Consider the following 23,869-nt stretch of genomic DNA (forward strand, 5'->3'; position numbering starts at 1 on the left):
CTCCGCGTCCTCCTCCGGGCGGTGCTCGGAGCCGGGCTGAGCGTGCTGGTGCTGGCGGGGTGCCGGACCGCCCCCGCAGACCCGAGTGCCGACGCGGCCCGAGAGCTCCGGCTCGGGGAGGCGGAGCCATCGGGTCCTGCACCCGCTGCCGGACGGTGGACGAGGCTCCCCGACAGCCCGCTGTCACCACGGGAGGCGCCCGCGGCCGCGCACGTCCCCACCCGGACCGGTGACCTGGCGGTGTTCGTCGGCGGCTACACGGGGCGCCCGTGCCCGCCCACCCACGACTGCGCCTTCGCCCAGGGCGCGTACGCCTCCGACGGCGCCGCCTACCATCTCGACAGCGGCACCTGGCAGCCCGTCGCGGACGCGCCCCGTCCGGTCGCGGCCTACTCCTCGACCGCTGTCCTCGACGCGACCCTCTACGTCCTGACCTCCGACCACCTGCTCGCCTGGGACTCGACGCAGGACTCCTGGACCGAGCTCGAGCCGCCGCGCCGGCCGCGCGGCGCGACCCTGGTCGCCGACCGCCACGCCACGCGACCGCGCCTCTTGCTCGCCTCGGGCGGCGACGAGAACGGCGTCCGTCCCGACCAGGCGTACGACCCCGCCGCCGGCACGTGGTCGCAGCTGCCGGCCGACCCGCTGCAGCCCTCCTTCGACCGCGTCCTCGTCTCCACGCCCAGCGGGCTGGTCCTGGTCGCGAAGCCGCTCGGCGCCGACGGTGGCCCCGAGGATCCTGCACTCGTCCGGGGCGCAGTCCTGCCGGACGGTGCGCGGACCTGGCAGCCGCTGCCATCCGGCGGGGACCAGCTCGGCGGCTGGTCCTGGGCCTGGACCGGTCGGCGCCTGGTCGACCCGACCCCCGGAGGTGCCGACGGAGGAAAGGTGAACAACTTCGGCCGCACCATCCCCTACGGCGGCGCCCTGGACCCCGTCACCGGCGACTGGTCACCGTTGGCGGGCACGCCTGCGGCGTACACGGGCGGCTGGGGCGTGGAGGCCCTCGGCGGGCGGCACCACGCCGTCCAGGGCTGGGTCTACGACGACGGCGACGGCGGCCGGAGCAGCGACTGGACGCGGCTGGTCCGGCCGGTCGGCGCCCCGCCCGAGCCCGGCCGGGGCGTGTGGGTCCACGACGTGCTGGTCGTCTCGGGCGGGGCAGACTGGGACGGCCTGGACGACCCGGACGACTGGACGGCGCGGAACGTCTGGTCGAGCGGCGCCTGGGCCTACCGCCCCGAGTGACGGACGGACTCCCGGACCGACTGCCGGGCGCGCCCGCTCAGAGCACCAGGTCGTCCAGGGCCCGGCGCAGGTCCGCCCACAGGTCCTCGACGTCCTCCACGCCCACCGAGAGCCGCACCAGCCCGTCCGGGATCGTGGCCGGCTCCACCTTCCAGCGCCGCCGACGCTCGAAGGTGGACTCCACGCCGCCGAGTGAGGTGGCGTGCACCCACAGTCCGGTCTTGCGGACCAGGAGGTCGGCGGCCATGGCGCCCTCGGCCAGGACGATGCTGATGATGCCGCCGAAGCCGGGGTAGCGGACCTCGGAGAGGGCCGGGTGCTCCCGGAGCCGGGTCACCAGCTCCTGGGCGTTGGCCTGGGACCGCTCCACCCGCAGGTGCAGGGTGCGCAGGCCGCGCAGCGTCAGCCAGGCCTCGAACGGGCCGGGGACCGCACCGATCAGGTCCCGGCGGCCCTTCAGCACGGCGTACAGGTCGTCGTCGCGGGTGCAGACCGCGCCCATCAGCACGTCGCTGTGCCCGGCCAGGAACTTGGTGGCCGAGTGCACCACCAGGTCGACCTCGTCCTCCAGCGGCTTCTGCAGCAGCGGGGTGGCGAAGGTGTTGTCGACCACCACGTACGCGCCGGCCTCGTGGGCGGCCGCGGTGATCGTGGCGATGTCGGCGAGCTCGAGTGCGGGGTTGGTGGGGGACTCCAGCCAGACCAGCGCGGCGTCCGCGCAGGCCTCGACGACCGCCGCGGTGTCGGTGACGTCCACCAGCTGGGTGCGCAGCCGGCCGCGGGCCTCGAGGTCGGCCAGCTGGCCCATCGTGCCGGTGTAGGAGTGCCGCGGAGCCACCACCTTCGCCCCCTGGCCGACGAGGTCGAGCACGGTGGCCACCGCGGCCAGGCCGGAGGCGAAGGTCAGGCAGCGCCCGCCCTCCAGCGCGCCCAGGGCCTCCTCCAGCGCGCTCCACGTCGGGTTGCCGTAGCGCCCGTACTCCACGTCGCCACCTGCGACGTAGGTCGACGCCATGGTGATCGGCTCGTTCAGCGGCGCGTCCGGGACCTTGGCGGGGCGGCCCGCCGTGACGGCGAGCGTGCTGGCGCGCAGCGGCTCGGAGCTCCTGCTGGGGGTCGGGCGCGGGTCGGGGGAGGCATCGCTGGACATGCCCGCGACTCTAGGCCGATAGGGTGCAGGGCGATGAACTCGCCCACGCCCCGCAAGCCCCGCGTCGCCGTCGTCTTCGGCGGGCGCTCCTCCGAGCACGCCGTCTCCTGCGTCACCGCGGGTGCTGTCCTGGACGCGCTCGACCCCGACGCCTACGAGGTGGTGCCGATCGGGATCGCCCGGGACGGGCGCTGGGTCCTCGAGTCCTCCGACACCGAGCGGCTGCGGCTCACCTCCGCGCAGACGCTGCCCTCGGTGGACGCCGAGCGCCCGGCGATCCAGCTGCTGCGGGAGGAGGAGCACGCCGCCCTGGTCGTGACCGAGCCGTCGGCGCCACCGCGGGTGCTGGGCGAGGTGGACGTCGTCTTCCCGGTCCTGCACGGACCGTGGGGCGAGGACGGCACGCTGCAGGGGATGCTGGAGATGGCCGGCGTCCGCTACGTGGGCGCCGGCGTGCTCGCCTCGGCCGTCGGCATGGACAAGGCCTACATGAAGGTGGTCCTCGAGGCCGCCGGCCTGCCGGTGATGCCTGGGGTGGTGATCACCCGTCGCCAGTGGGAGCAGGACCCGGACTCCTGCCGCGCCGAGGTGGCGGCGCTCGGGTTCCCGGTCTTCTGCAAGCCGGCCCGGGGCGGCTCGAGCATCGGGATCAGCAAGGTGCACGGCCCCGACGAGCTGGACGCCGCGGTCGCCGAGGCCCAGCAGCACGACCCGAAGGTGCTGATCGAGGTCTCGGCCGAGGGCGCCCGGGAGGTCGAGTGCGGCGTGCTGGAGGCGTTGGACGGCACCGTGCAGACCTCACCACCGGCCGAGGTCAGGGTCGGCGGGGACCACGAGTTCTACGACTTCGCGGCCAAGTACCTGCCCCAGGAGCACACCGAGCTCGACGTGCCGGCGATCCTGCCCGACGAGGTCACGCGGCAGATGCAGGAGCTCTCCGTGCGGGCCTTCGACGCCGTGGGCGGTGAGGGACTCGCGCGAGTCGACTTCTTCGTCATGCCCGACGGCCGCCTGGTGGTCAACGAGCTCAACACCATGCCCGGCTTCACGCCGATGTCGATGTACCCCCGGATGTGGCAGGCGGCAGGGCTGGACTACGCCCAGCTCGTCGACCGCCTGGTCCAGCTCGCGTTGCGCCGCGACACCGGCCTGCGCTGACTCTCCGGCTGGGGAGGCCGGGTGGTAAGTCTCCGGCAGGGAGGCTCAGTGGCAGGAGAGCGTCTCGACGAGGTGCTCGTCGACCAGGGGACCGAGCTGCGCCAGCGCCGAGTCGGCACCTTCGCCCCGCAGCTCCGGCGGGACCACGAGCTGGACGCGCGGGGAGTGGCTCATCGCGGTGATCTCCACCGCGCCGCCCCGCTCGCGCAGCTGGGTGTCGGGCATGAACCAGCCCGTGCCGCCGATCTCGGTGCAGGAGGAGAACTGGTCGTACTCCGCCGGCTGGTCGACGCCGCAGACCAGCACCGCGGCAGGGTCGCCCCAGGCCGCCGCCGGGGCGTCCTCCGGCTCCACGTCGCGGCGCTCCTGGCCGAAGAGCTCGTCCGGCAGGTCCGCCACGAGGGCGGCGCAGCGCTCCCGGTCCTCGGCGCTCAGGTCGCCGGTCTCCACCTCCACGGCGTTGCCGCAGCCGGCGACGGCGAGCAGCAGCGCGGTGGTGCCGACCGCCGCAACCCGCGCGACGACCCCTCGGAACGCGACGACGCCCCGTGGTCCGGCGAGGGACCCGGGGCGTCGGGTGGTGCGAGAACTCACGTGCGACCTGCTCAGATGTGGACCACCGGGCAGGTGAGCGTGCGGTGGATCCCCTCGAGGCTCTGCACCTTCGAGACGACCAGCTTGCCGAGCTCGTCGACGTTGCGCGCCTCGGCGCGGACGATGACGTCGAACGGACCCGTGACGTCCTCGGCGAGGGTGACCCCGTTGACCTGGGCGATCGCGGCGGCCACCTCGGCGGCCTTGCCGATGTCGGTCTGGATCAGGATGTAGGCCTGGACGACCATCAGGGCTCCTCGGGTCGGCGGTCATGGCGGGCGGCTGCCCTGCGTCAACCTACAGTGTCTCGCAGCCGCGCCGGAAGGCTGGGCCTGCGGGCCCGCGTCGGTCCGGTCTGGTGGGATGTGGGCATGGCTCTTCCTCCCGACGCGACCCTGGCAGACGTGGGCGAGTTCGGGCTCGTGCACGAGCTCGTCGCCCTCTTCGAGCAGGGCGAGCAGGTGCTCGTGGGGCCCGGCGACGACGCCGCCGTCCTGCGCATCCGGCACGGACACGTGGTGGTCTCCACCGACCTGATGGTCGAGGGCCGGCACTTCCGGCGCGACTGGTCCGGTGCCGAGGACGTGGGTCGGCGGGCAGCCGCCCAGAACCTCTCCGACATCAACGCCATGGGCGGGCGTGCCCACTCCCTGACCGTCGGCCTGGCCGCCCCCGCCGACCTGCCGGCGGCGTGGGCGCTCGACTTCGCCCGGGGCTTCGCCGACGAGTGCGCCGCCGTCGGGGCGAGCGTCGTGGGCGGCGACCTCACCCGGGCCGACGAGGTGGTCATCGCGGTCACCGTCATCGGCTCCTGCACCTCCGCGCCGGTGCTGCGCTCGGGCGCCCGCCCCGGGGAGGTTCTCGCGCTGAAGGGACGTCAGGGCTGGGCCGCCGCCGGGCTGGCCGTGCTGGCCCGCGGCTTCCGCTCCCCGCGGGTGCTCGTGGAGGCCTACCGACGTCCCGAGCCGCCGTACGCCGCCGGAGCCGAGGCCGCGGAGTCCGGGGCCACCGCGATGATCGACGTCTCGGACGGCCTGGTCGCGGACGCGGGACACCTGGCCGAGGCCTCGGGCGTCCGGCTGGACCTGCGCCGCAGCGCCTTCGAGATCGCCGAGCCGCTGCGTGCGGTGGGCTCTGCGCTCGGCGCCGACCCGATGGAGTTCATCCTGGCCGGTGGCGACGACCACCCGCTGCTGGCGACCTTCCCGAGCGCGGACGCCGTGCCCGGCGGCTGGTTGCTGGTAGGTGAGGTGCTCGAGGGTGAGGGCGTCACCGTCGACGGTGCGGCCCACGTCGGCGACGCCGGCTGGGTGCACTTCTGAGGCTCGATTTCGCCCCTCGCCCAGTGGTCGGATAGTCTGATCCGGTTGCCTGCCGATCGGATCACCGGTCTTGTGCGGGCGACTGACGAAACCAAATTCGAACTGATCGGAGTGCACGGTGGCTGCCGTCTGCGACATCTGCGCCAAGAAGCCGGGCTTCGGCAACAACCGTCCGTGGTCGCGCAAGATCACGAAGCGCCGCTTCAACCCCAACATCCAGCGCGTCCGCGCCACGGTGAACGGCACCCCCAAGCGTCTCAACGTGTGCACGGGTTGCCTGAAGGCGGGCAAGGTCTCCCGCTGACCTGACCAGCGTCAAGGCCCCGTGAGCGAGACGCTCGCGGGGCCTTCTGCTTTCGTGCCCCCAGCCCACTAACCTGTGGGGCTCACCCCGGACGCCGACGCTGCGCGGCCGGCCACGAGGGAGGAACGGACGCATGGAGCAGGTGCCCCACGGGATCGCCCTGGACACCATCCTGCGGTTCGTCGACATCGGCACCGACGCGCTCAGCGCGGCCCGGGAGGAGATCGACGCCCTCAACGTCTATCCCGTGCCGGACGGGGACACCGGGACCAACATGTTCCTCACGTTCTCCGCGGCCCGGGACGCCCTGCGGGAGCGGGCGGAGTCCGGCGGCGACCTCGGCGAGTGCCTCGCCGCCTTCCGGCGCGGTGCCCTGATGGGGGCCCGGGGCAACTCCGGGGTGATCCTGAGCCAGATGCTCGGCGCGGTCGCCGCGCAGATCGAGCACGCGGACCCGGGTGAGCCCTATGCCCGGGTGATGGCGCAGGCCCTGCAGGTGGCCACGGATGCCAGCTACGCCGCGGTGGGGGAGCCCGTCGAGGGCACCATGCTGACCGTCGCCCGGGCGGCCAGCGACGCTGCGCAGGCGCTGGTGGCGTCCGATGCCGGCGTCAGCGAGGGCACCCTGCGCGCCAGCCACGTCTTCTCGGCCGCGGCCGCGGCCGCCCGGGAGGCGCTGACGCGCACCCCCGAGCAGCTCGACGTGCTGGCCCGGGCCGGCGTCGTGGACGCCGGCGGCCGGGGGGTGTGCGTGGTGCTCGACGCGGCCGAGCGGGTGCTCACCGGCCGGCTCCCGGTGGCGGAGCCGCGGACGGGCGCACCCCGGATCCCGGTCCGGGTCCCGGGCGGAGACCTGACCGCCGAGGGGCCGGCGTACGAGGTGATGTACCTGCTCGAGGCCGAGGACGTCTCGGTCTCGAAGCTGCGCGCCACGCTGTCGGGTCTCGGGGACTCCCTCGTCGTGGTGGGCGGCGAAGGTCTGTGGAACGTGCACGTGCACACCGACGACGTCGGCGCCGCGATCGAGGCGGGCATGGCCGCCGGGCGTCCCTACCGACTGCGCGTCACCCACTTCGCCGAGCAGATCGCCCAGGCGGCCGGCCGGCTCGACGCGCCGTTCAGCGACACCCCGCGCCGCATCGTCGCGGTGGCCGCGGGAGAGGGGCTGACGGCGCTGTTCCGCGAGGCCGGAGCGGTCGTGGTGCCGGCCGGACCCGGGCGCCGGCCCTCGACCGGCCAGGTGCTGCAGGCGATCGAGGAGACCGGGGCCGGCGAGGTCGTGGTGCTGCCCAACGACCCCGACTCGGTGCGAGTGGCGGAGATCGCCGCCCGGACCGCGGAGGAGTCCGGACAGGTCCGGGTCGCGGTCATCCCGACCCACGCGCAGGTGCAGGGACTGGCCGCGCTCGCCGTGCACGAGCCCGGCCGCACCTTCGAGCAGGACGTCCTGGAGATGACCGCCACCGCGCGGCACGCCCGGCACGGCGCGGTCACGATCGCTGCCCGGCAGGCGATCACCATGGCTGGCCCGTGCGAGCCGGGTGACGTGCTCGGCGTGGTCGAGGGCGACTTCGCCGTGGTGGGCCAGGACCTCTACGAGGTGGCGACCGGGATCCTGGACCGCCTGCTCGGAGCCGGCGGCGAGCTGGTGACCATCGTCGCGGGTGCTGACCCGGGTGCCGACGAGCTGGCCGCGCGCTGCGCGCAGTCGGTCGAGGCCGGGCACCCGCACGTGGACGTGGTCGTCTACGAGGGCGGTCAGGAGCGCTACCCGCTGCTGATGTGCGTGGAGTGAGCTGATGGTCTGATGGTCGCGATCACCCCCGACTCGCCGCTGGCCAGCATCTTCGGCCGCTCGGTCAAGAAGCGTCAGCTGGTCGTCGACGGCCTCGGCTTGCGCACGGTCGGCGACCTGCTCTGGTACTTCCCCCGGCGCTACGTCGCCACCGCCGAGCTGACCGAGGTCGAGCGGCCCCGCGAGGGCGAGATGCTCAGCATCGTGGGGCGGGTGCGCTCCAGCCAGGTCAAGTCGTTCACCAACCGCCGGACCAACCGGCTCAGCCACCGGCTCGAGGTGCGGGTGGAGACGGCCGGGCCGGAGTTCGTGCTGACCTTCTTCGTCCCGCACAAGGGGATGGCCGAGAGCGAGCAGCGCCGGATGGCCCCGGGGAGCCGGGGGATGTTCACCGGCAAGGTCCAGCTGTTCAACCGCAGCTGGCAGCTGGCCTCGCCGCACTCGGTGATGTTCACCCAGGGGGACGCCGCCCGGGAGGGGGCGCCGCCTGGACTCGACGGCCTGGACGACGAGGACGGGCAGGACAGCGGGATCGACGCAGCGCTGGCGGCCAGCCTGAAGGGCCTGGTGCCGATCTACCCGGTGACCTCCGGCCTCTACTCCTTCGACCTGCAGCGGATCGTCCAGGTGGCCCTCGAGCTGGTCACCGGGGTCGAGGAGCTCTTCCCCGAGCGGTTGCGCGAGCGCTACGGGCTGCTCGACGTGATGACCGCGCTGAGGTGGATCCACGGTCCCGACGACCACGCCCAGCTCGGCGCGGCCCGCAAGCGGTTCCGGTTCCAGGAGGCGCTGGTCCTGCAGCTGGTGCTCGCCCGTCGACGGGCGGCGCTGCGGGCCCAGGGCGCCCAGTCGCGCGACGGCGGCCGGGGCCGGCTGCTGGCTGCCTTCGACGCCCGGCTGCCCTTCGAGCTGACCGCGGGGCAGCGCGAGGTGGGGGAGGTCCTGGAGCGCGAGCTGGCCCGCCCGCACCCGATGAACCGGCTGCTGCAGGGTGAGGTCGGCTCCGGCAAGACCCTGGTCGCGCTGCGCGCGATGCTCCGGGTGGTGGACTCCGGGGGACAGGCCGCCCTGCTCGCCCCGACCGAGGTGCTCGCCCAGCAGCACCACCGGAGCATCACCGCGATGCTCGGCGACCTCGCCGGCGGCGGGATGCTCGGCGGTGCGGAGGACGCCACGACCGTGACCCTGCTCACCGGGTCGATGGGCAAGGCGCAGCGCGCCGAGGCGATGCTGCGGATCGCCAGCGGCGAGGCAGGCATCGTCATCGGGACCCACGCGCTGCTGGAGGACCGGGTCACCTTCGCCGACCTCGGCCTGGTCGTCGTCGACGAGCAGCACCGCTTCGGCGTCGAGCAGCGTGCGGCGCTCACCGACAAGGCCCAGAGCCCGCCGCACGTCCTGGTGATGACGGCCACCCCGATCCCGCGCACCGTGGCGATGACCGTCTTCGGCGACCTGGAGACCTCGGTGCTCCGCGAGCTGCCGGCCGGCCGCGCCCCGATCCAGACCAACGTGGTGCCGCTGGCCGACCAGCCGCACTGGATGGACCGGGTCTGGCAGCGGGTCGCCGAGGAGGTGGCCAAGGGCCACCAGGCCTACGTGGTCTGCCCCCGGATCAGCGGCGACGTGCTCGAGCAGGGCGAGAGCGACCAGCGCGAGGTCGACGAGGACGGACGGGACACCACGCCCCGCAAGCAGCTCGCGGCGGTCGAGGACGTGGCCGAGCAGCTGCGCGCCGGTCCGCTGTCCCACGTCCGGGTCGGGGTCCTGCACGGCCGGATGCCGGCGGAGGAGAAGGAGGCGACGATGCGCGCCTTCGCCGCCGGCACGCTCGACGTGCTCGTCTCCACCACCGTGATCGAGGTCGGGGTCGACGTGGCCAACGCGACCACGATGGTGCTTCTGGACGCGGAGCGGTTCGGGGTCTCCCAGCTCCACCAGCTGCGGGGCCGCGTCGGCCGCGGGGGGCTGCCGGGCCTGTGCCTGCTGGTCTCCTCGAGCGAGGCCGGCTCGGAGGCGCGGGCGCGGCTGGACGCGGTCGCGAGCACCACCGACGGCTTCGAGCTGAGCCGGGTCGACCTCGAGCAGCGCCGGGAGGGCGACGTGCTGGGGGCCAACCAGAGCGGCTACCGCTCGAGCCTGGAGAATCTCCGGGTGCTGCGGGACGAGAAGACGATCGTGGCGGCCCGCGAGGCCGCCGAGGAGCTGCTGGCCGAGGACCCCGGTCTCACCGGCCTGCCGGGGGTGGCCGCAGCCGTGGCCGCGGTCGAGGAGTCCAGCAGCTCGGACTTCATGGAGAAGGCATGACCAGGATCATCGCCGGGCGGGCGAAGGGGCGACGCCTGGCCACGCCCAAGGGCGACGCCACCCGGCCCACCAGCGACCGCGTCCGGGAGGCGCTCTTCTCCGCCGTCGAGTCCTGGTGCGGGTCGCTGGCGGGACTGCGCTTCCTGGACCTGTACACCGGCTCCGGCGCGGTCGGGCTGGAGGCCTGGTCCCGGGGCGCGGCCGCGGTGACGCTGGTCGAGCAGGACCGGCGTACCGCAGCGCTGGTCTCCGGCAACGCCCGCACCCTCGGGGCGGGAGACGTCCAGGTCGTGGCCGCCGCGGTGGGCACCCACCTGCTCGGCACGCCGACGGCGCCGTACGACGTGGTCTTCAGCGACCCGCCGTACCCGCTGCCCGCCGAGCGGGTCGAGGAGGACCTGGCCCGGCTGGTGGCCGGCGGCTGGTTGCGCCCGGACGCACTGGTGGTCGTGGAGCGCTCCTCGCGCGGTGTCCCGGTCCGCTGGCCCGAGGGGCTGGAGGGCACGCGCGAGCGGCGCTACGGCGAGACGGTGCTTTGGTACGGTCACGCGGTCGGACCCGGCCCCGGGGCCGGCGAGGACCAGCAGGAGGAGAACTAGTGCGCCGCGCCGTCTGCCCGGGGTCCTTCGACCCCGTCCACCTCGGCCACCTCGACATCGTCGGCCGGGCCTCGGTGCTCTTCGATGAGGTGGTCGTCGCGGTCGGGGTGAACGCCTCGAAGAACCGTCTCTTCACCGCCGAGGAGCGGATGGAGATGCTGACCGAGGCGTGCGCCGGCTTCGGCAACGTGCGGGTGGCCGGCTTCACCGGTCTGCTCACCGACTTCTGCACCGCCCAGGGCGTCGTCGCGATCGTCAAGGGGCTGCGGGTCGCCAGCGACTTCGACTACGAGGTGCAGATGGCCCAGATGAACTCGAGCCTGGCCCCGGTCGAGACCGTCTTCGTGCCGACCGCCCCCGAGCACTCGTTCCTGGCCTCCAGCCTGATCAAGGAGGTGGCGGGTCTCGGCGGCGACGTCTCGGCCCTGGTCCCGGGCTTCGTGCTCGAGCGGCTCACCACCCGGCTCGCTGAGCGGAGCCGCGGGGCCTGAGGCGTTTTGCCGGTCGTGCAGGTCGGCGGTTAGGATCTACAAGTTCTGCCGTGCCTACAAGGAAAGTGGACCACTGAACAGCTTGGACCCGAGAGCGCCGCTCGTGCTCGATACACGCGAGCTCGGCCGCCGCCCGGGGTCCCAGCAAGAAGTGGTCCGGTCCGTGGAGGCTCCGGCAGAGCTTGGCATCGAAGTCCTTCGTGTCCCCGAGGGGTCGCCGGTCGAGCTCGACCTGCGCCTCGAGGCGGTCATGGAGGGCGTGTTGGTCACCGGTACGGCGCACGCCGTGCTGGAAGGCGAATGCGTGCGGTGCCTGGAGCCGATCCGGGACGAGGTCTCGATCGACTTCCAGGAGCTGTTCGTGTACGACGACGTCCGGCACGACCAGTCCGACGAGGATCTGGACGACGAGGTCAGCAAGCTCGAGGACGACCTGCTCGACCTCGAGCCCCTGCTGCGGGACGCGGTGGTGCTCGCACTACCGTTCCAGCCGTTGTGCCAGGACGACTGTCCGGGACTGTGCGTCGAGTGTGGCGCACGCCTCGCGGACGATCCGGACCATGGGCACGACGAGCCGGTCGACCCGCGTTGGGCGGGCCTCGCGGCCCTGAAGCAGGATGAGGACTGACCGGTCGGGACCCCGACCGGACAAGAGCAAGAGGCCGTCAGGCCCAGGCATGAGGAGATCACAGTGGCTGTCCCGAAGCGGAAGATGTCGCGCAGCAACACGCGCCACCGTCGCTCGCAGTGGAAGGCTGTCGCGCCGGCGCTGGTGACCTGCGCCAACCCGGCGTGCGGTGCCAAGCACCTCCCGCACCGTGCGTGCGGCGAGTGCGGCCAGTACGGCGCTCGCGCCGACCGCCGCCAGGTCCTCTGACCCAGGTACGGCTCTGAGCACGGAGCAGTTGCGCGCAGCGCTCGGCGATCCTTCCCTGGACGCCGAGCTGCTGGAGCGTGCGCTGACCCACCGCTCCTACGCCTACGAGCACGGTGGCCTGCCCACCAACGAGCGGCTCGAGTTCCTCGGGGACTCGGTGCTGGGCGTGGTGATCACCGAGACCCTCTACCGCGTCCACCCCGACCTCTCCGAGGGACGGCTGGCCAAGCTGAGGGCCGCGGTGGTCAACGCGCGCGCCCTGGCCGACGTGGCCCGGGGGATCGGTCTCGGTGAGCACATCAAGCTCGGCCGCGGCGAGGAGTCCACCGGCGGGCGGGAGAAGGCCTCGATCCTCTCCGACACCGTCGAGGCGCTGATCGGGGCCATCCACCTCTCGGGTGGGCTGGAGGCGGCGGCGGAGGTGATCCACCGGCTCTTCGACCCGCTGATGGAGGCGGCGTCGGCGATGGGCGCCGGGCTGGACTGGAAGACCTCCCTGCAGGAGCTGGCCGCCGAGCACCAGCTGGGCGTGCCCGACTACGTGATCCAGGACGAGGGTCCGGACCACATGAAGACCTTCACCGCCCAGGTCCGGGTGGGGGACTCCCTCTACGGCCACGGCACCGGTCGGTCGAAGAAGGAGGCCGAGCAGGCGGCCGCGCAGACCGCCTACGGCGAGATCCTCGCCGCCCGTCTCGAGACCGACGACTCGGCCGGCGGGGTCCCGAGCGGGTCCTGAGGGTGCCCGAGCTCCCCGAGGTCGAGGTCGTACGCCGCGGTCTCGAGCGTCACGTGGTCGGTCGGACGGTGATTGCCGTCGACGTTCTGCACCCGCGTCCGGTCCGCCGGGACCCGGGAGGCGCGACGGGCTTCGCCCACGGTCTCACCGGCCGCACGATCACGGCGGTACGCCGGCGCGGCAAGTACTTCTGGCTGGCGCTGGACGACGAGAACGCGATCCTGGGCCACCTGGGCATGAGCGGCCAGATGCTGGTGCAGCGGCCGGGTGCACCCGACGAGCGCCACCTCCGGGTGCGCTTCCTGCTCACCGACGCCCGGTCCGGCGTGGACGCCCTCGGGTCCGGGGCGTGGGAGATGCGCTTCGTCGACCAGCGGATGTTCGGCGGGTTGGCCCGCTCCGCCGGCGGGGCCGTCCTGCCCCCGGAGATCGCCCACATCGGCCGCGACCCGCTCGACCCGGAGTTCGACGTCGACGCCGTGGCCCGGCGCATCCGCCAGCGGGCGGTGGCGATCAAGCGCCAGCTGCTGGACCAGAACCTGGTCTCGGGCATCGGCAACATCTACGCCGACGAGGCGCTGTGGCGGGCCCGACTGCACGGCGATCGTCCCGGCGACCGCCTGACCCGGTCCCAGGCGCTCGAGGTGCTCGGCCACGCCCGCGAGGTGATGGAGGCGGCGCTGGTGCAGGGCGGCACCTCCTTCGACTCCCTCTACGTCAACGTCAACGGGGAGTCGGGCTACTTCGACCGCAGCCTGCATGCCTACGGCCGGGAGAACGAGCCCTGCGAGCGGTGCGGGACCGCGATCCGGCGGGTCTCCTTCATGAACCGGTCCTCCTACTTCTGCCCCCGGTGCCAGCCGCCCCCGCGCCGTCGCCGGCTGGTTTCCTGAGGCTCGCTGGAGGCTGTGCAGGAGTTGACCGCCGCGGCCGCCCGATGCGACTCTGGTAGATGGCCATTGCGGCCAGATTCCTGCGTACCCCGACCCTGAAAGGTTGACGATGGCCAAGGCGCTCGTCGGACATCTCGCCATCGACCACCGCGGCGCGTCCCGGCTCAGCTCCGAGAACGCCCGTCTGCGGGCCCGGGTCGCCGACCTGGAGGCGCTGGTGCGGCGGCTGCAGGAGGAGAACGACCGGCTGACCGACCTGCAGGCGGCCGCGCTGCTGGACGACTCCGCGATGCAGGAGATGCTGCCCGCTTGATCACCCGGTCCCGCCAGGGGCCGCGGCAGGCACCCGGCTGGGGTGCTGACTTCCGGCGCCTCCAGACCGCGGTGTGGACCACCAACATCGGGGACGGCATCGCCCTGGCCGCGGGTCCGCTGCTGGTCGCCTCGCAGACCGACGACGCGCGGCTGGTCGCCCTGGCCGCTGCGCTCCAGCGACTTCCGTGGCTGGTGCTCGGGTTCTACGCCGGTGCCTTGGCCGACCGGCTGGACCGTCGGCGCCTGGTGGTCGTGGCCAACCTGCTGCGGGTCGCGGTGCTCTGCTCGCTGTGCCTGTCCATCGCCACGTCGTACGTCGACATCTGGTTGGTCCTGGCCACCATGCTCGCCCTGGGGGTCGCCGAGGTCTTCTCGGACTCCACCACCGGCACCCTGACGCCGATGCTGGTCCAGCGACGCGACCTGGGCCGGGCCAACTCGCGGCTCCAGGCCGGCTACCTGGTGGGCAACCAGCTCGCCGGCCCTCCGCTGGGGGCCTTCCTGTTCGCCGCCGGGATGGCCTGGCCGTTCATGGTGCAGGCGACGACCACGCTGCTGGCGGTGATCGTGGTCTCGCGGATCGTCGGCGCCTCCGGCCGGGTACGGGTGGCCGAGGAACCCACGCACGTGCGGCGCGACATCGCGGAGGGGGTGCGGTGGCTGTGGCACCACCCGCCGCTGCGCACGCTCGCGCTGGTGATCACCACGTTCAACGTGACCTGGGGCGCCGCCTGGTCGGTGCTGGTGCTGTGGTCCCTGCACAGGGTCGGGATGGGCGAGGTGGGCTTCGGCCTGCTCACCTCCGCGGCCGCCGTGGGCGGCCTGCTCGGCGCCGCGTCGTACAGCCGGCTGGAGCAGCGCGTGCCGATCGCCGTGCTGATGAAGGGCTGCCTGCTGCTCGAGGTGCTGATGCACCTCGGCCTCGCGCTGACCACGCAGGCCTGGCTCGCGCTGCTGATCATGTTCGGCTTCGGCGTCTACGCCTTCGTCTGGCACAACGTCTCGGTCTCGGTGCGCCAGCGCGCGGTGCCCCAGCACCTCCAGGGCCGGGTCGGCTCGGTCTACCTGGTGGGGGTGTTCGGAGGACTCGTCGTCGGTCAGCTGCTGGGCGGCGTGATCGCGGAGCACTGGGGCCTCGCCGCGCCGTTCTGGTTCGCGTTCGGCGGCTCCGCGCTCACGTTGGCGCTGGTCTGGCGTCAGCTCAGCCTGATCGCGCACCTGGAGGAGGCCGACGACCACGGGGACGAGGACCCGCCGCCGGCACCGCCGCGGACGGGTGAGCATCAGGGGCCGGGAGCACCCTCGCAGGTAGTGTGACCCGCGGCCGAGCACAGCGAGGAGTCCTGGGTGTACCTGAAGAGCCTGACCCTGAAGGGATTCAAGTCCTTCGCCTCGGCCACGACGCTCCAGCTCGAGCCGGGCATCACCTGCATCGTTGGCCCCAACGGCTCCGGCAAGTCCAACGTCGTCGACGCGCTCGCCTGGGTGATGGGGGAGCAGGGCGCCAAGTCCCTGCGCGGCGGCAAGATGGAGGACGTCATCTTCGCCGGCACCTCGGGCCGCCCACCGCTGGGGCGGGCGGAGGTCGCGCTGACCATCGACAACTCCGACGGCGCGCTGCCCATCGACTACGCCGAGGTCACCATCAGCCGGACGATGTTCCGCAACGGCGGCTCGGAGTACGCGATCAACGGCAGCTCCTGCCGGCTGCTCGACGTCCAGGACCTGCTCTCGGACTCCGGGATCGGCCGCGAGATGCACGTGATCGTCGGGCAGGGCCAGCTCGACTCGATCCTGCACGCCACCCCGGAGGACCGCCGCGGCTTCATCGAGGAGGCCGCCGGGGTCCTCAAGCACCGCAAGCGCAAGGAGAAGGCGCTGCGCAAGCTCGACTCCACCGACGGCAACCTGACCCGGCTCAACGACCTGCTCACCGAGATCCGCCGTCAGCTCAAGCCGCTCGGCCGGCAGGCCGAGGTGGCGCGCAGGGCCGCCACGGTGCAGGCCGAGGTGCGCGACGCGCGCGCCCGGCTGCTGGCCGACGAGCTGGTCGGCGCACGGCAGGCGTGGGAGCAGGAGAAGGCCGACGAGTCGGTGCTGCTCCAGCGACGTGAGGCGGTGGAGGCCGCACTGGTGCAGGCGCGCGAGGCCGAGGCCCGGCTCGAGGCGGCACTGCGCGAGGACCTGCCCGCCCTGGCGACGGCCCAGGAGGCGTGGTTCGCCCTCTCCGGCCTGCGCGAGCGCCTGCGCGGCACCCAGTCGCTGGCCGCCGAGCGGCTGCGCAACGCGCAGGGGTCCTCTGAGGAGTCGGCGCCCGCCGGCCGGGACCCCGAGGAGCTCGAGGCGCAGGCCGAACGGGTCCGGGAGCAGGAGCAGGGGATCGCCGCCGAGGTGGAGCAGCTGCGCGCCGCGCTCGACCAGGCGGTCACCGCCCGGCGCGAGGCCGAGGACGCCGCGACCCAGGAGGAGCGGCGGATCGCCGGGCTGGTCCGCGCCGCCGCGGACCGGCGCGAGGGCCTGGCCCGGCTGCAGGGGCAGGTGAACGCGCTGAAGTCGCGGGCGGCTGCCGCCGACGACGAGCTGAGCCGGCTGGACGCCGCACGCCGCGAGGCGTTGGCGCGGGCGGACCGGGCGCAGCGCGACTTCACCGCGCTGGAGACCAAGGTGGCCGGCCTCGACGCGGGCGAGGAGGGCCTCGACGCCGAGCACGAGGAGGCGGTCCAGGCCCTCGACGACGTGGACGAGCGGCTGGCCGGCGCCCGCGAGGCGCTGCAGGTCGCCGACCGCGAGCGGACGGGGCTGCTGGCCCGCCGCGACGCCCTCCAGCTCGGGCTCAACCGCAAGGACGGGGCGGGCGCGCTGCTCGCCGCCGCCGACGTGGTCCCCGGGCTGCTCGGTTCGGTCGCGGCGCTGCTCGGCGTCCGGTCGGGCTACGAGGCGGCGGTCGCCGGCGCCCTGGGCTCGGTGGCCGACGCCGTGGCGGTCGAGGGGACCGAGGCGGCGGTCCGGGCGATCGAGCACCTCAAGATCGAGGACCTGGGCCGGGCCGGCCTGCTGGTCGGCGGCAGCCCGGGCCAGGGGTCCGGGAGCTCCTCGGACTGGCCGGCGCTGCCGGGCACCGCGACGTACGTCGTCGACGTCGTGGAGTGCCCCGACGGGCTCGCCCCGGCCGTGGCGCAGCTGCTGGAGCGTGTCGCGGTGGTCGACGACCTCGAGGCGGCCACCGCCCTGGTGGCCGCGGAGCCCACGGTGACGGCCGTGACCCGAGCCGGCGACGTCCTGGGCGCCCACGTCGCAGCCGGTGGCTCGACCAGCCAGCCGAGCCTGCTGGAGGTGCAGGCAGCGCTCGACGAGGCTGAGGCCAGGCTGACGGTGGTCACCGCCGAGGCGGAGCGGGCGGGCTTCGCGATCTCCGGCCTGGAGGCCGAGCGCCTGGAGGCGCTCAAGCGGGTGGACGTCGCGCTGGCGCGGCTGCACGAGTCGGACGCGACCCTGGCCGCGGTCTCCGAGGAGCTGGGCCAGTACGGCTCCCAGGTGCGGGCCGCGCGCGGCGAGGCCGAGCGGCTGGAGCGGGCGATCGCCACCGCGACCCAGGCCCGGGAGCAGGACCTGGCCGGGCTGGCGGACCTGGAGACGCGCCTGGCCACCGCCCAGGCCGCCCCGGACGAGGAACCGGACACCGGCGAGCACGAGCGCCTGACCGAGGCGGCGCGGACCGCGCGGCAGGGCGAGATGGACGCCCGCCTGGCGCTGCGGACCGCCGAGGAGCGGGCGCGGGCCATCCATGGCCGTGCCGACGCGCTGCGGCGTACGGCGGCAGCCGAGCGCGAGGCCCGGGCCAAGGCCAGGGCACGCCGGGAGCGGATCCAGCGTGAGGGGCGCGCGGCCGAAGCCGTGGGTGCCGCGGTCGCGGTGGTCCTGCACGCACTGGAGAGCTCGGTCAACCGGGCCGCCCACGAACGCGGCGAGATCGAGCGCTCCCGGCACGGGCGCGAGCAGGAGCTGCTGGCTGTCCGCGCCACGATCCGCGACCTGGGCCGCGAGCACGACGAGCTGGTCAGCTCGGTGCACCGCGACGAGCTCGCCCGGGCCCAGCACAGGATGCGGATCGAGCAGCTGGAGGAGCGGGCGCTCGACGAGCTGGGACTGGCGCCCGAGGCGTTGGTGGAGGAGTACGGACCGCACCAGCCCGTGCCGTTCTTCGGGGAGGTTCCCGAGGGGGAGGAGCCGCCGGAGCCCGCCCCGTTCTCGCGGGACGAGCAGAAGAAGCGGCTGCGCTCCGCCGAGCGGGCCCTGAGCCAGCTGGGCCGGGTGAACCCGCTGGCGCTGGAGGAGTTCTCCGCGATGGAGGAGCGGCACCGCTTCCTCACCGAGCAGCTGGAGGACCTGAAGCGGACCCGCAAGGACCTGCTCGACATCGTCCGCGAGGTCGACCAGCGGGTCGAGCAGGTCTTCACCGAGGCGTACGCCGACGTGGAGAAGGCGTTCGACGCCACCTTCGCCCGGCTGTTCCCCGGCGGCGAGGGGCGTCTGGTGCTCACCGACCCCGGCAACATGCTCACCACCGGCATCGAGGTGGAGGCCCGCCCGCCCGGCAAGAAGGTGAAGCGGCTCTCCCTGCTCTCCGGGGGCGAGCGCTCGCTGGTGGCGGTCGCGTTCCTGGTCGCGCTCTTCAAGGCGCGACCCTCGCCGTTCTACATCCTCGACGAGGTCGAGGCGGCTCTCGACGACACCAACCTGGGCCGGCTGCTGCAGATCTACGAGGAGCTCCGGGAGAACTCCCAGCTCCTGGTCATCACCCACCAGAAACGGACCATGGAGGTCGGCGACGCGCTGTACGGCGTGACCATGCGCGGCGACGGCGTCTCCACCGTGATCAGCCAACGGCTGCGAGAGGCAGAACCCGCATGAGCACTCCACGTCCCGTCCGTTCGGACTACGTCGCCTGGCGCACCGTCACCACGCGCTGGCGCGACGACGACGCCTACGGCCACCTCAACAACGCGACCTACTACGAGCTCTTCGACACCGCGGTCAACGCGCACCTGTTCGAGGCCACCGGGCGCAACGTGCGGCAGCTGACCGCGATCGGGGTGGTCGCGGAGACCGGTTGCCGGTACTTCCGCGAGATCGGCTTCCCCGAGCCGATCGAGACCGGCCTGGTGGTGGACAAGGTGGGCACCTCCTCGATCGTCTACCGGATCGGTCTCTTCCAGGGGCCGGGGGAGGAGGCGGCCGCCGAGGGCCGGTTCGTGCACGTGTACGTCGACAACCAGCACGGTGCGGGGAACCGTCCGGTGGTCCCGATGCCGGAGCAGGTCCGGGCGGCCGTCCTGCCGCTGCTGCGGGTCGCTCCCGCCGACGGCTGAGCGACGGGCGCACGGCCACGCCGCGGACGACACGCCAGGGGGGTCGCCGACCCCGGAGCCTCGGCGTGCCAGGCTGGACGGGTCTCGGAACCGGATCCCAGGAGTAGTGCTTCGTGCTGACCATCGTTCTCGTCATGCTCCTCACCTTGCTGGTGGGGGTTGCCGTGCTGGCCTACGTGGCCTTCCCGCACCGCGGGGAGGACCTCCCGGTGCTGCCCCAGGCCGGCCACCTGGCCCGCAAGGGCGTCGAGTCGCTGCCGGTGCTGGAGGAGGAGGAGCAGGAGCAGTGGCTCCCGACCCGACGCTGACGTGCCCGGTCTGATTGGATTGCCCCATGGGTGAGCTGCTGTATCTGATCATCGCCATCGCGGTCCTGAGCGTGGTCGCCGTGGTGGGCCTGCTGGCCGGCGGGCGCAACCGCCGGTCGGCGCCGCCGTCCGCGGGGACCGACGTCATCGAGCGTCCGGTCACCACCGCGCCACCGGCGCCGGAGGCCGAGCCGGTTCCCGTCGAGGAGCAGGCCCCGCCCGCCCCGACGCTGGAGCGCCCCGAGGGCGTCTCCTCGCGGCTGGTCCGGCTGCGCCAGCGGCTCTCGCGCTCCCAGGGAGGCCTGGGCCGTGGGCTGCTCGCCCTGCTCTCCCGGGACCGCCTCGACGAGGACACCTGGGAGTCGATCGAGGACACGCTGCTCACCGCCGACATCGGTGTGGGTCCCACCCAGGAGCTGGTGGACCGGCTGCGCACCAGGATGCGGGTGGAGGGCGGCAACGTCCCCGACGTGCGCGCGGTGCTGCGCGAGGAGCTGCTGACCCTCGTCGACCCGACGATGGACCGCCGCCTCCAGGTGACCGGCGACGACGGCAACCCCGGCGTGGTCCTGGTCGTCGGCGTCAACGGCGCCGGCAAGACCACCACGGTCGGGAAGATCGGCCGGATCCTGGTGGCCCAGGACCGCACCGTGGTGATGGGCGCGGCCGACACCTTCCGCGCCGCCGCGGTCGAGCAGCTCTCGACCTGGGGCGAGCGCGTGGGCGTCGAGGTGGTGCGCGGCCCTGAGGGCAGCGACCCCGCCAGCGTGGCGTTCGAGGCGGTCAAGGCCGGCGCGGAGCGCGGCCTGGACACCGTCCTGGTCGACACCGCCGGGCGCCTGCAGAACAAGGCCGGCCTGATGGACGAGCTGGGCAAGGTCAAGCGGGTCATCGAGAAGCAGGCGCCGGTCACCGAGGTGCTGCTGGTGCTGGACGCGACCACCGGACAGAACGGGATGATCCAGGCCCGGGTCTTCTCCGAGGTGGTCGACGTGACCGGCATCGTGCTGACCAAGCTCGACGGCTCCGCGAAGGGCGGCATCGTGGTGGCGGTGCAGCGCGAGCTCGGGGTGCCGGTCAAGCTCGTCGGCCTGGGTGAGGGCGCCGACGACCTGGCCCCGTTCGACGCAGAGGCGTTCGTCGACGCCCTGCTCGGCTGAGCAGGGACGGACCGGGCAGGAAGGCCGCGCAGGGTGGAGCGACCCAGCATCGACAGGGTCCGACGGGTCCTCGGACGCGTCGTCGAGGGCCGCGTCCCCGCGCCCGCGGGCGGCGGGGCCCTGGGGGCGGACGCCGCGCTGCTGATGTCCTCCCCGCTCTTCGACGAGGAGTGGTACGCGCGGGTCACCGGCCAGCAGGGCTCCCGGCTCGAGCTGGTGCGTCACTACCTGCGCACCCCGCTGCCGCGACGGGCCTCGCCCAACCGGCTCTTCGACCGGGAGTTCTTCGCCGAGCACCACCCCGCCGACCTCACGGACCGCGACGTGTTCCTGGTCTACCTGCGCCGGCGCGCCTGGCGTACTCCCACCCACCCGCTCTTCGACACCCGGCGCTACCTGCGCCGGACGCCGGGCGCCGCCAGTCACCCGCACGGACCGCTGGGCCACTACCAGGAGGTGGGCGCGGCCAAGGGCGCGGCGGCCAACCAGTGGTTGGGAGGACCCGACTCGGGTTCCTCCCCGAGCCTGCTGGACTGGGTCGCGCGACGCCGGGAGGAGTGGGAGGAGCGCCGGCCTGCGGTGCTGCACCCGGCGAGCACCCGCGAGGAGCTGCGCCGCGGTGAGCAGCTGCTGCGCAGCTACGACCACGTGGCCCCCGCGGTCCCCGCGGACGGCCCGCTGGTGAGCGTGCTGCTGCGCCCTGGCGGCGACGCCGGTCACCTGGCCACCTCGTTGCGCTCGCTGCGCACGCAGTCGCTGGCCGCGTGGGAGCTGCTGGTCCTCGACGACGGTCGGCTCCCGCAGCTCGGGGAGGTGCTGGACGCCGAGCTTCCCTCCGGTCGGTGGACCCGGGTGCCCGCGGGCGAGCCGTCGCCGGCGGCGGGACTCAACCGCGCGGCCGCCGAGGCGACCGGGGAGTGGGTGGCGTTCCTGGAGGCCGGCGACACCTGGACCCCCGACCGGCTCCGGCTGCTCACGGCCGTCGGCCAGGTGGAGGAGGGCGACGCGCTGGTCGACGTGCTGCGCCGGGTACGCCGCGACGGCAGCTCGGCGCTCGTCGGCGGCGGGGTGCCGCGCGGGCCGGTCACCGAGCGCGGCGACGTGGCCCTGGCCAGGCTCCTGGTGCGACGCGGGACGCTCGTGGAGGTCGGCGGCTTCGACGAGGAGCTGCCGGGCGCGTGGGCGTTCGACCTGGTCACTCGCCTGGCACCGCGGTGCGGCCTGCGCCCGGTGCCCCTGCAGGGAGTGACGCGGCACGCGGTGTGGGCGGCCGAGGCACGTCGCCGTCCCCTCGGCGAGCGGCCGGTGCTGGACCACGCCTCCGTCAAGTCGTGGGCCGACGTCGTGCTCAACCGCTCCATGATCGACTGGGACGAGCTCGCCCGGCGCGAGCGCGACCCCGGGCTGGTCTCCGTGGTGATCCCCACCTATGCGGACTGGGCGATGACCCGGGCCGCGGTGGAGAGCGTCATCTCGGCGGCGGAGTCGAGCGGCGCCCGGGTCGAGGTCCTGGTGGTGGACAACGGGTGCGACGCTGAGTCGTCGGTCGTGCTGGACTCACTGCCCGTCCGGTTCGAGCAGGTGCGGGTCCTGCACCTGCCGACGAACCACGGGTTCGCCCTGGGCAACAACCTGGCGCTGCCGCACGTCCAGGGATCGACCGTGGTCTTCCTCAACAACGACACCACCGTCTACGCGGAGTGGCTCGAGCCCCTGGTCGCCGCCCTGGAGGACCCCGAGGTGCTGGGCGCCCAGTCCCTCCTGCTGTACCCCACGGGGGTCATCCAGTCCGCGGGCGTGGCCTTCCCGGTCACCGGCGGCCTGCCGCACGCCTTCCTCCAGGGGTTCCCCGTCGAGGACGCCGACGGTGTCGAGGAGCTCGCCTTCCACGCGCTGACCGGCGCTGCGCTGGCGCTGCGTACCTCGGACGCGGTCGCGCTCCGGGGCTTCGACCCGGTCTTCCGCAACGGGATGGAGGACCTCGACGTGTGCCTGCGCCTCGCGCGGCTGCGGCCGGGTCGCTTCACCGTCCGCCCGGACTCGCGGGTGACCCATCACGAGTCCCAGACGCCGGGACGGTTCGACGCCTACGACACCAACCGGATGCTGTTCCTCGAACGCTGGGAGCACGACCTCCCGGGTGACGACGCCGACCTCTGGGCCAGCCGCGGGTTCCGCGTGGTGGACCGGGCGGTGGCGCTGCGGCACCGCAAGCAGCGGCGCCTCGGCGTGCCCGAGCCGGTGCTGGTGCGCGAGCGTCCGCTGCTGGTGAGCGAGGCCCCGCCGCGGCTGCGCTGGGCGATCAAGAACCCCGCGCCCTTCGGTGCGGAGGCCGAGCGGTGGGGCGACACCCACTTCGCCCGCGCCCTGGCGGACGCGCTGCGCGAGCACGGGCAGGAGGTCGTCATCGACTACCGGCCCGAGCACGAGCGCTACACCGGCAGGTTCGACGACGTCGCGCTGGTCCTGCGCGGGCTCGCGCCCTACCGGCCCTCCTTCGAGCAGGTGACCATCGGCTGGGTGATCTCGCACCCGGAGATGCTCCCGACGTCCGAGGCGGTCTCCTACGACCGGCTCCTGGCAGCCTCCGCGTCCTGGGCGCAGCGGCGCTCGCGCGACTGGGGCATTCGGGTGGAGCCCATGCTGCAGGCCACCGACCACCGGCTCTTCCACCCGGACCTGGCCGTGCCCGACACCGGGCACCCGGTGCTCTTCGTCGGCGGGTCGCGCAAGGAGTACCGGCCGATCGTCCGGGCGGCGGTCGAGGCCCGGCTGCCGATCTCCATCTACGGCAGCCAGTGGCGACCGTTCGTGGCCGGGCGGCTGATCAAGGACGCCTACCTGCCCAACTCCCGGCTTGGGGCCGCCTACCGCTCGGCGGGCGTGGTGCTCAACGACCACTGGGAGGACATGCGGGTGGAGGGGTTCCTGAGCAACCGGCTCTTCGACGCCGCCGCGAGCGGGGCCCGGGTGGTCACCGACGACGTGGTCGGGCTGGGCGGCCTCTTCGGCCGCTCCGTCCAGGTGATGGAGTCCACCGAGCACCTGGTCGACCTGACCTCGTCCAGCCGTCCCGACGAGATCTTCGGCTCCGACGAGGAGCGGCGCGAGGTGGCGGCGCGGATCCGCCGTGAGCACTCCTTCCGGGCGCGCGCGGCCCGGCTCGTGGAGATCGCCGTGGAGGCTCGGCGGGCCCGAGGCTTCGACCGCTGACTCGCCGGCCCGGACGGGTGGGGCGGG

22 protein-coding genes are annotated in these 23,869 nt (G+C 73.7%); 19 read left to right on the forward strand and 3 right to left on the reverse strand.

The genetic code is table 11. The features are described 5' to 3' along the window. Positions 1 to 21: 21 nt before the first annotated feature. Positions 22 to 1,248 (forward strand): Kelch repeat-containing protein, encoded by a 1,227-nt coding sequence (locus tag H8838_RS07350; RefSeq protein ID WP_181310492.1) that lies wholly within the window; start codon positions 22 to 24, stop codon positions 1,246 to 1,248. A gap of 37 nt (positions 1,249 to 1,285) precedes the next feature. Here the strand turns inward: H8838_RS07350 and H8838_RS07355 are convergent, their stop codons facing one another. After that, a complete protein-coding gene (locus tag H8838_RS07355; protein WP_181310493.1) occupies positions 1,286 to 2,398 on the reverse strand; it encodes a trans-sulfuration enzyme family protein in 1,113 nt (370 codons plus the stop codon). Between the two features lie 33 nt (positions 2,399 to 2,431). Here H8838_RS07355 and H8838_RS07360 point away from each other — a divergent pair, with 33 nt between their 5' ends. Then, positions 2,432 to 3,556, forward strand: a complete 1,125-nt coding sequence (locus H8838_RS07360; protein WP_185994993.1) for a D-alanine--D-alanine ligase family protein — start codon at positions 2,432 to 2,434, stop codon at positions 3,554 to 3,556. 45 nt (positions 3,557 to 3,601) lie between these two features. On the opposite strand, the gene H8838_RS07365 is transcribed toward H8838_RS07360, so the two are convergent. After that, positions 3,602 to 4,150: a DUF3515 domain-containing protein gene (locus H8838_RS07365; protein ID WP_185994992.1), complete on the reverse strand. Its 549-nt coding sequence runs from the start codon at positions 4,148 to 4,150 to the stop codon at positions 3,602 to 3,604. An 11-nt stretch (positions 4,151 to 4,161) separates the two neighbouring features. Further along, positions 4,162 to 4,398, reverse strand: a complete 237-nt coding sequence (locus H8838_RS07370) for an Lrp/AsnC ligand binding domain-containing protein (RefSeq protein ID WP_181310496.1) — start codon at positions 4,396 to 4,398, stop codon at positions 4,162 to 4,164. A gap of 123 nt (positions 4,399 to 4,521) precedes the next feature. On the opposite strand from H8838_RS07370, the gene H8838_RS07375 reads away from it, so the two are divergent. The 17 genes from H8838_RS07375 to H8838_RS07455 all read left to right on the forward strand — a co-directional run bounded on the left by H8838_RS07375 (position 4,522) and on the right by H8838_RS07455 (position 23,842). Further along, positions 4,522 to 5,472, forward strand: a complete 951-nt coding sequence (locus tag H8838_RS07375; protein ID WP_185994991.1) for a thiamine-phosphate kinase — start codon at positions 4,522 to 4,524, stop codon at positions 5,470 to 5,472. 118 nt (positions 5,473 to 5,590) lie between these two features. Beyond that, positions 5,591 to 5,776 carry a 50S ribosomal protein L28 gene (gene rpmB, locus H8838_RS07380; protein WP_056602600.1) on the forward strand — a complete coding sequence of 62 codons (186 nt, stop codon included), beginning with the start codon at positions 5,591 to 5,593 and terminating at the stop codon, positions 5,774 to 5,776. A gap of 133 nt (positions 5,777 to 5,909) precedes the next feature. Beyond that, positions 5,910 to 7,571: a DAK2 domain-containing protein gene (locus tag H8838_RS07385; RefSeq protein ID WP_185994990.1), complete on the forward strand. Its 1,662-nt coding sequence runs from the start codon at positions 5,910 to 5,912 to the stop codon at positions 7,569 to 7,571. Between the two features lie 12 nt (positions 7,572 to 7,583). Further along, a complete protein-coding gene (locus H8838_RS07390; RefSeq protein WP_185994989.1) occupies positions 7,584 to 9,878 on the forward strand; it encodes an ATP-dependent DNA helicase RecG in 2,295 nt (764 codons plus the stop codon). Further along, on the forward strand, positions 9,875 to 10,477 hold the full coding sequence (gene rsmD / locus H8838_RS07395; RefSeq protein ID WP_185994988.1) for a 16S rRNA (guanine(966)-N(2))-methyltransferase RsmD: 603 nt from the start codon (positions 9,875 to 9,877) through the stop codon (positions 10,475 to 10,477). Before H8838_RS07390 ends, rsmD begins: the two co-directional genes overlap by 4 nt. After that, positions 10,477 to 10,968, forward strand: a complete 492-nt coding sequence (coaD, locus tag H8838_RS07400; protein ID WP_185994987.1) for a pantetheine-phosphate adenylyltransferase — start codon at positions 10,477 to 10,479, stop codon at positions 10,966 to 10,968. The genes rsmD and coaD overlap by 1 nt, the downstream gene beginning before the upstream one ends. A 73-nt stretch (positions 10,969 to 11,041) precedes the next feature. Then, the gene (locus H8838_RS07405) at positions 11,042 to 11,596 is read left to right on the forward strand and encodes a YceD family protein (protein ID WP_185995167.1); all 555 of its coding nucleotides are present in this window, start codon (positions 11,042 to 11,044) and stop codon (positions 11,594 to 11,596) included. Positions 11,597 to 11,659: 63 nt separating this feature from the next. Then, positions 11,660 to 11,845, forward strand: coding sequence for a 50S ribosomal protein L32 (gene rpmF, locus H8838_RS07410; protein ID WP_181310502.1), 186 nt, complete (start codon positions 11,660 to 11,662; stop codon positions 11,843 to 11,845). Positions 11,846 to 11,873: 28 nt separating this feature from the next. Continuing rightward, on the forward strand, positions 11,874 to 12,584 hold the full coding sequence (gene rnc, locus H8838_RS07415; RefSeq protein WP_224766445.1) for a ribonuclease III: 711 nt from the start codon (positions 11,874 to 11,876) through the stop codon (positions 12,582 to 12,584). A 2-nt stretch (positions 12,585 to 12,586) separates the two neighbouring features. Further along, positions 12,587 to 13,477, forward strand: coding sequence for a bifunctional DNA-formamidopyrimidine glycosylase/DNA-(apurinic or apyrimidinic site) lyase (gene mutM / locus H8838_RS07420; protein WP_185994985.1), 891 nt, complete (start codon positions 12,587 to 12,589; stop codon positions 13,475 to 13,477). A gap of 109 nt (positions 13,478 to 13,586) precedes the next feature. Then, a complete protein-coding gene (locus H8838_RS07425) occupies positions 13,587 to 13,790 on the forward strand; it encodes a hypothetical protein (protein WP_181310505.1) in 204 nt (67 codons plus the stop codon). Continuing rightward, positions 13,787 to 15,109, forward strand: coding sequence for an MFS transporter (locus tag H8838_RS07430; protein ID WP_181310506.1), 1,323 nt, complete (start codon positions 13,787 to 13,789; stop codon positions 15,107 to 15,109). Before H8838_RS07425 ends, H8838_RS07430 begins: the two co-directional genes overlap by 4 nt. Before the next feature lie 30 nt (positions 15,110 to 15,139). Then, positions 15,140 to 18,703, forward strand: a complete 3,564-nt coding sequence (gene smc / locus H8838_RS07435; RefSeq protein WP_185994984.1) for a chromosome segregation protein SMC — start codon at positions 15,140 to 15,142, stop codon at positions 18,701 to 18,703. Beyond that, positions 18,700 to 19,161, forward strand: coding sequence for an acyl-CoA thioesterase (locus H8838_RS07440; RefSeq protein WP_185994983.1), 462 nt, complete (start codon positions 18,700 to 18,702; stop codon positions 19,159 to 19,161). Before smc ends, H8838_RS07440 begins: the two co-directional genes overlap by 4 nt. 134 nt (positions 19,162 to 19,295) lie before the next feature. Continuing rightward, complete coding sequence (locus tag H8838_RS07445) at positions 19,296 to 19,469, forward strand: hypothetical protein (RefSeq protein WP_181310509.1); 174 nt, start codon at positions 19,296 to 19,298, stop codon at positions 19,467 to 19,469. 26 nt (positions 19,470 to 19,495) lie between these two features. Further along, on the forward strand, positions 19,496 to 20,629 hold the full coding sequence (gene ftsY / locus H8838_RS07450; RefSeq protein ID WP_181310510.1) for a signal recognition particle-docking protein FtsY: 1,134 nt from the start codon (positions 19,496 to 19,498) through the stop codon (positions 20,627 to 20,629). Positions 20,630 to 20,662: 33 nt separating this feature from the next. Then, positions 20,663 to 23,842, forward strand: coding sequence for a glycosyltransferase (locus H8838_RS07455; protein WP_185994982.1), 3,180 nt, complete (start codon positions 20,663 to 20,665; stop codon positions 23,840 to 23,842). Positions 23,843 to 23,869 lie beyond the last annotated feature (27 nt).

This window comes from Nocardioides campestrisoli (assembly GCF_013624435.2).
Classification (GTDB): domain Bacteria; phylum Actinomycetota; class Actinomycetes; order Propionibacteriales; family Nocardioidaceae; genus Nocardioides; species Nocardioides campestrisoli.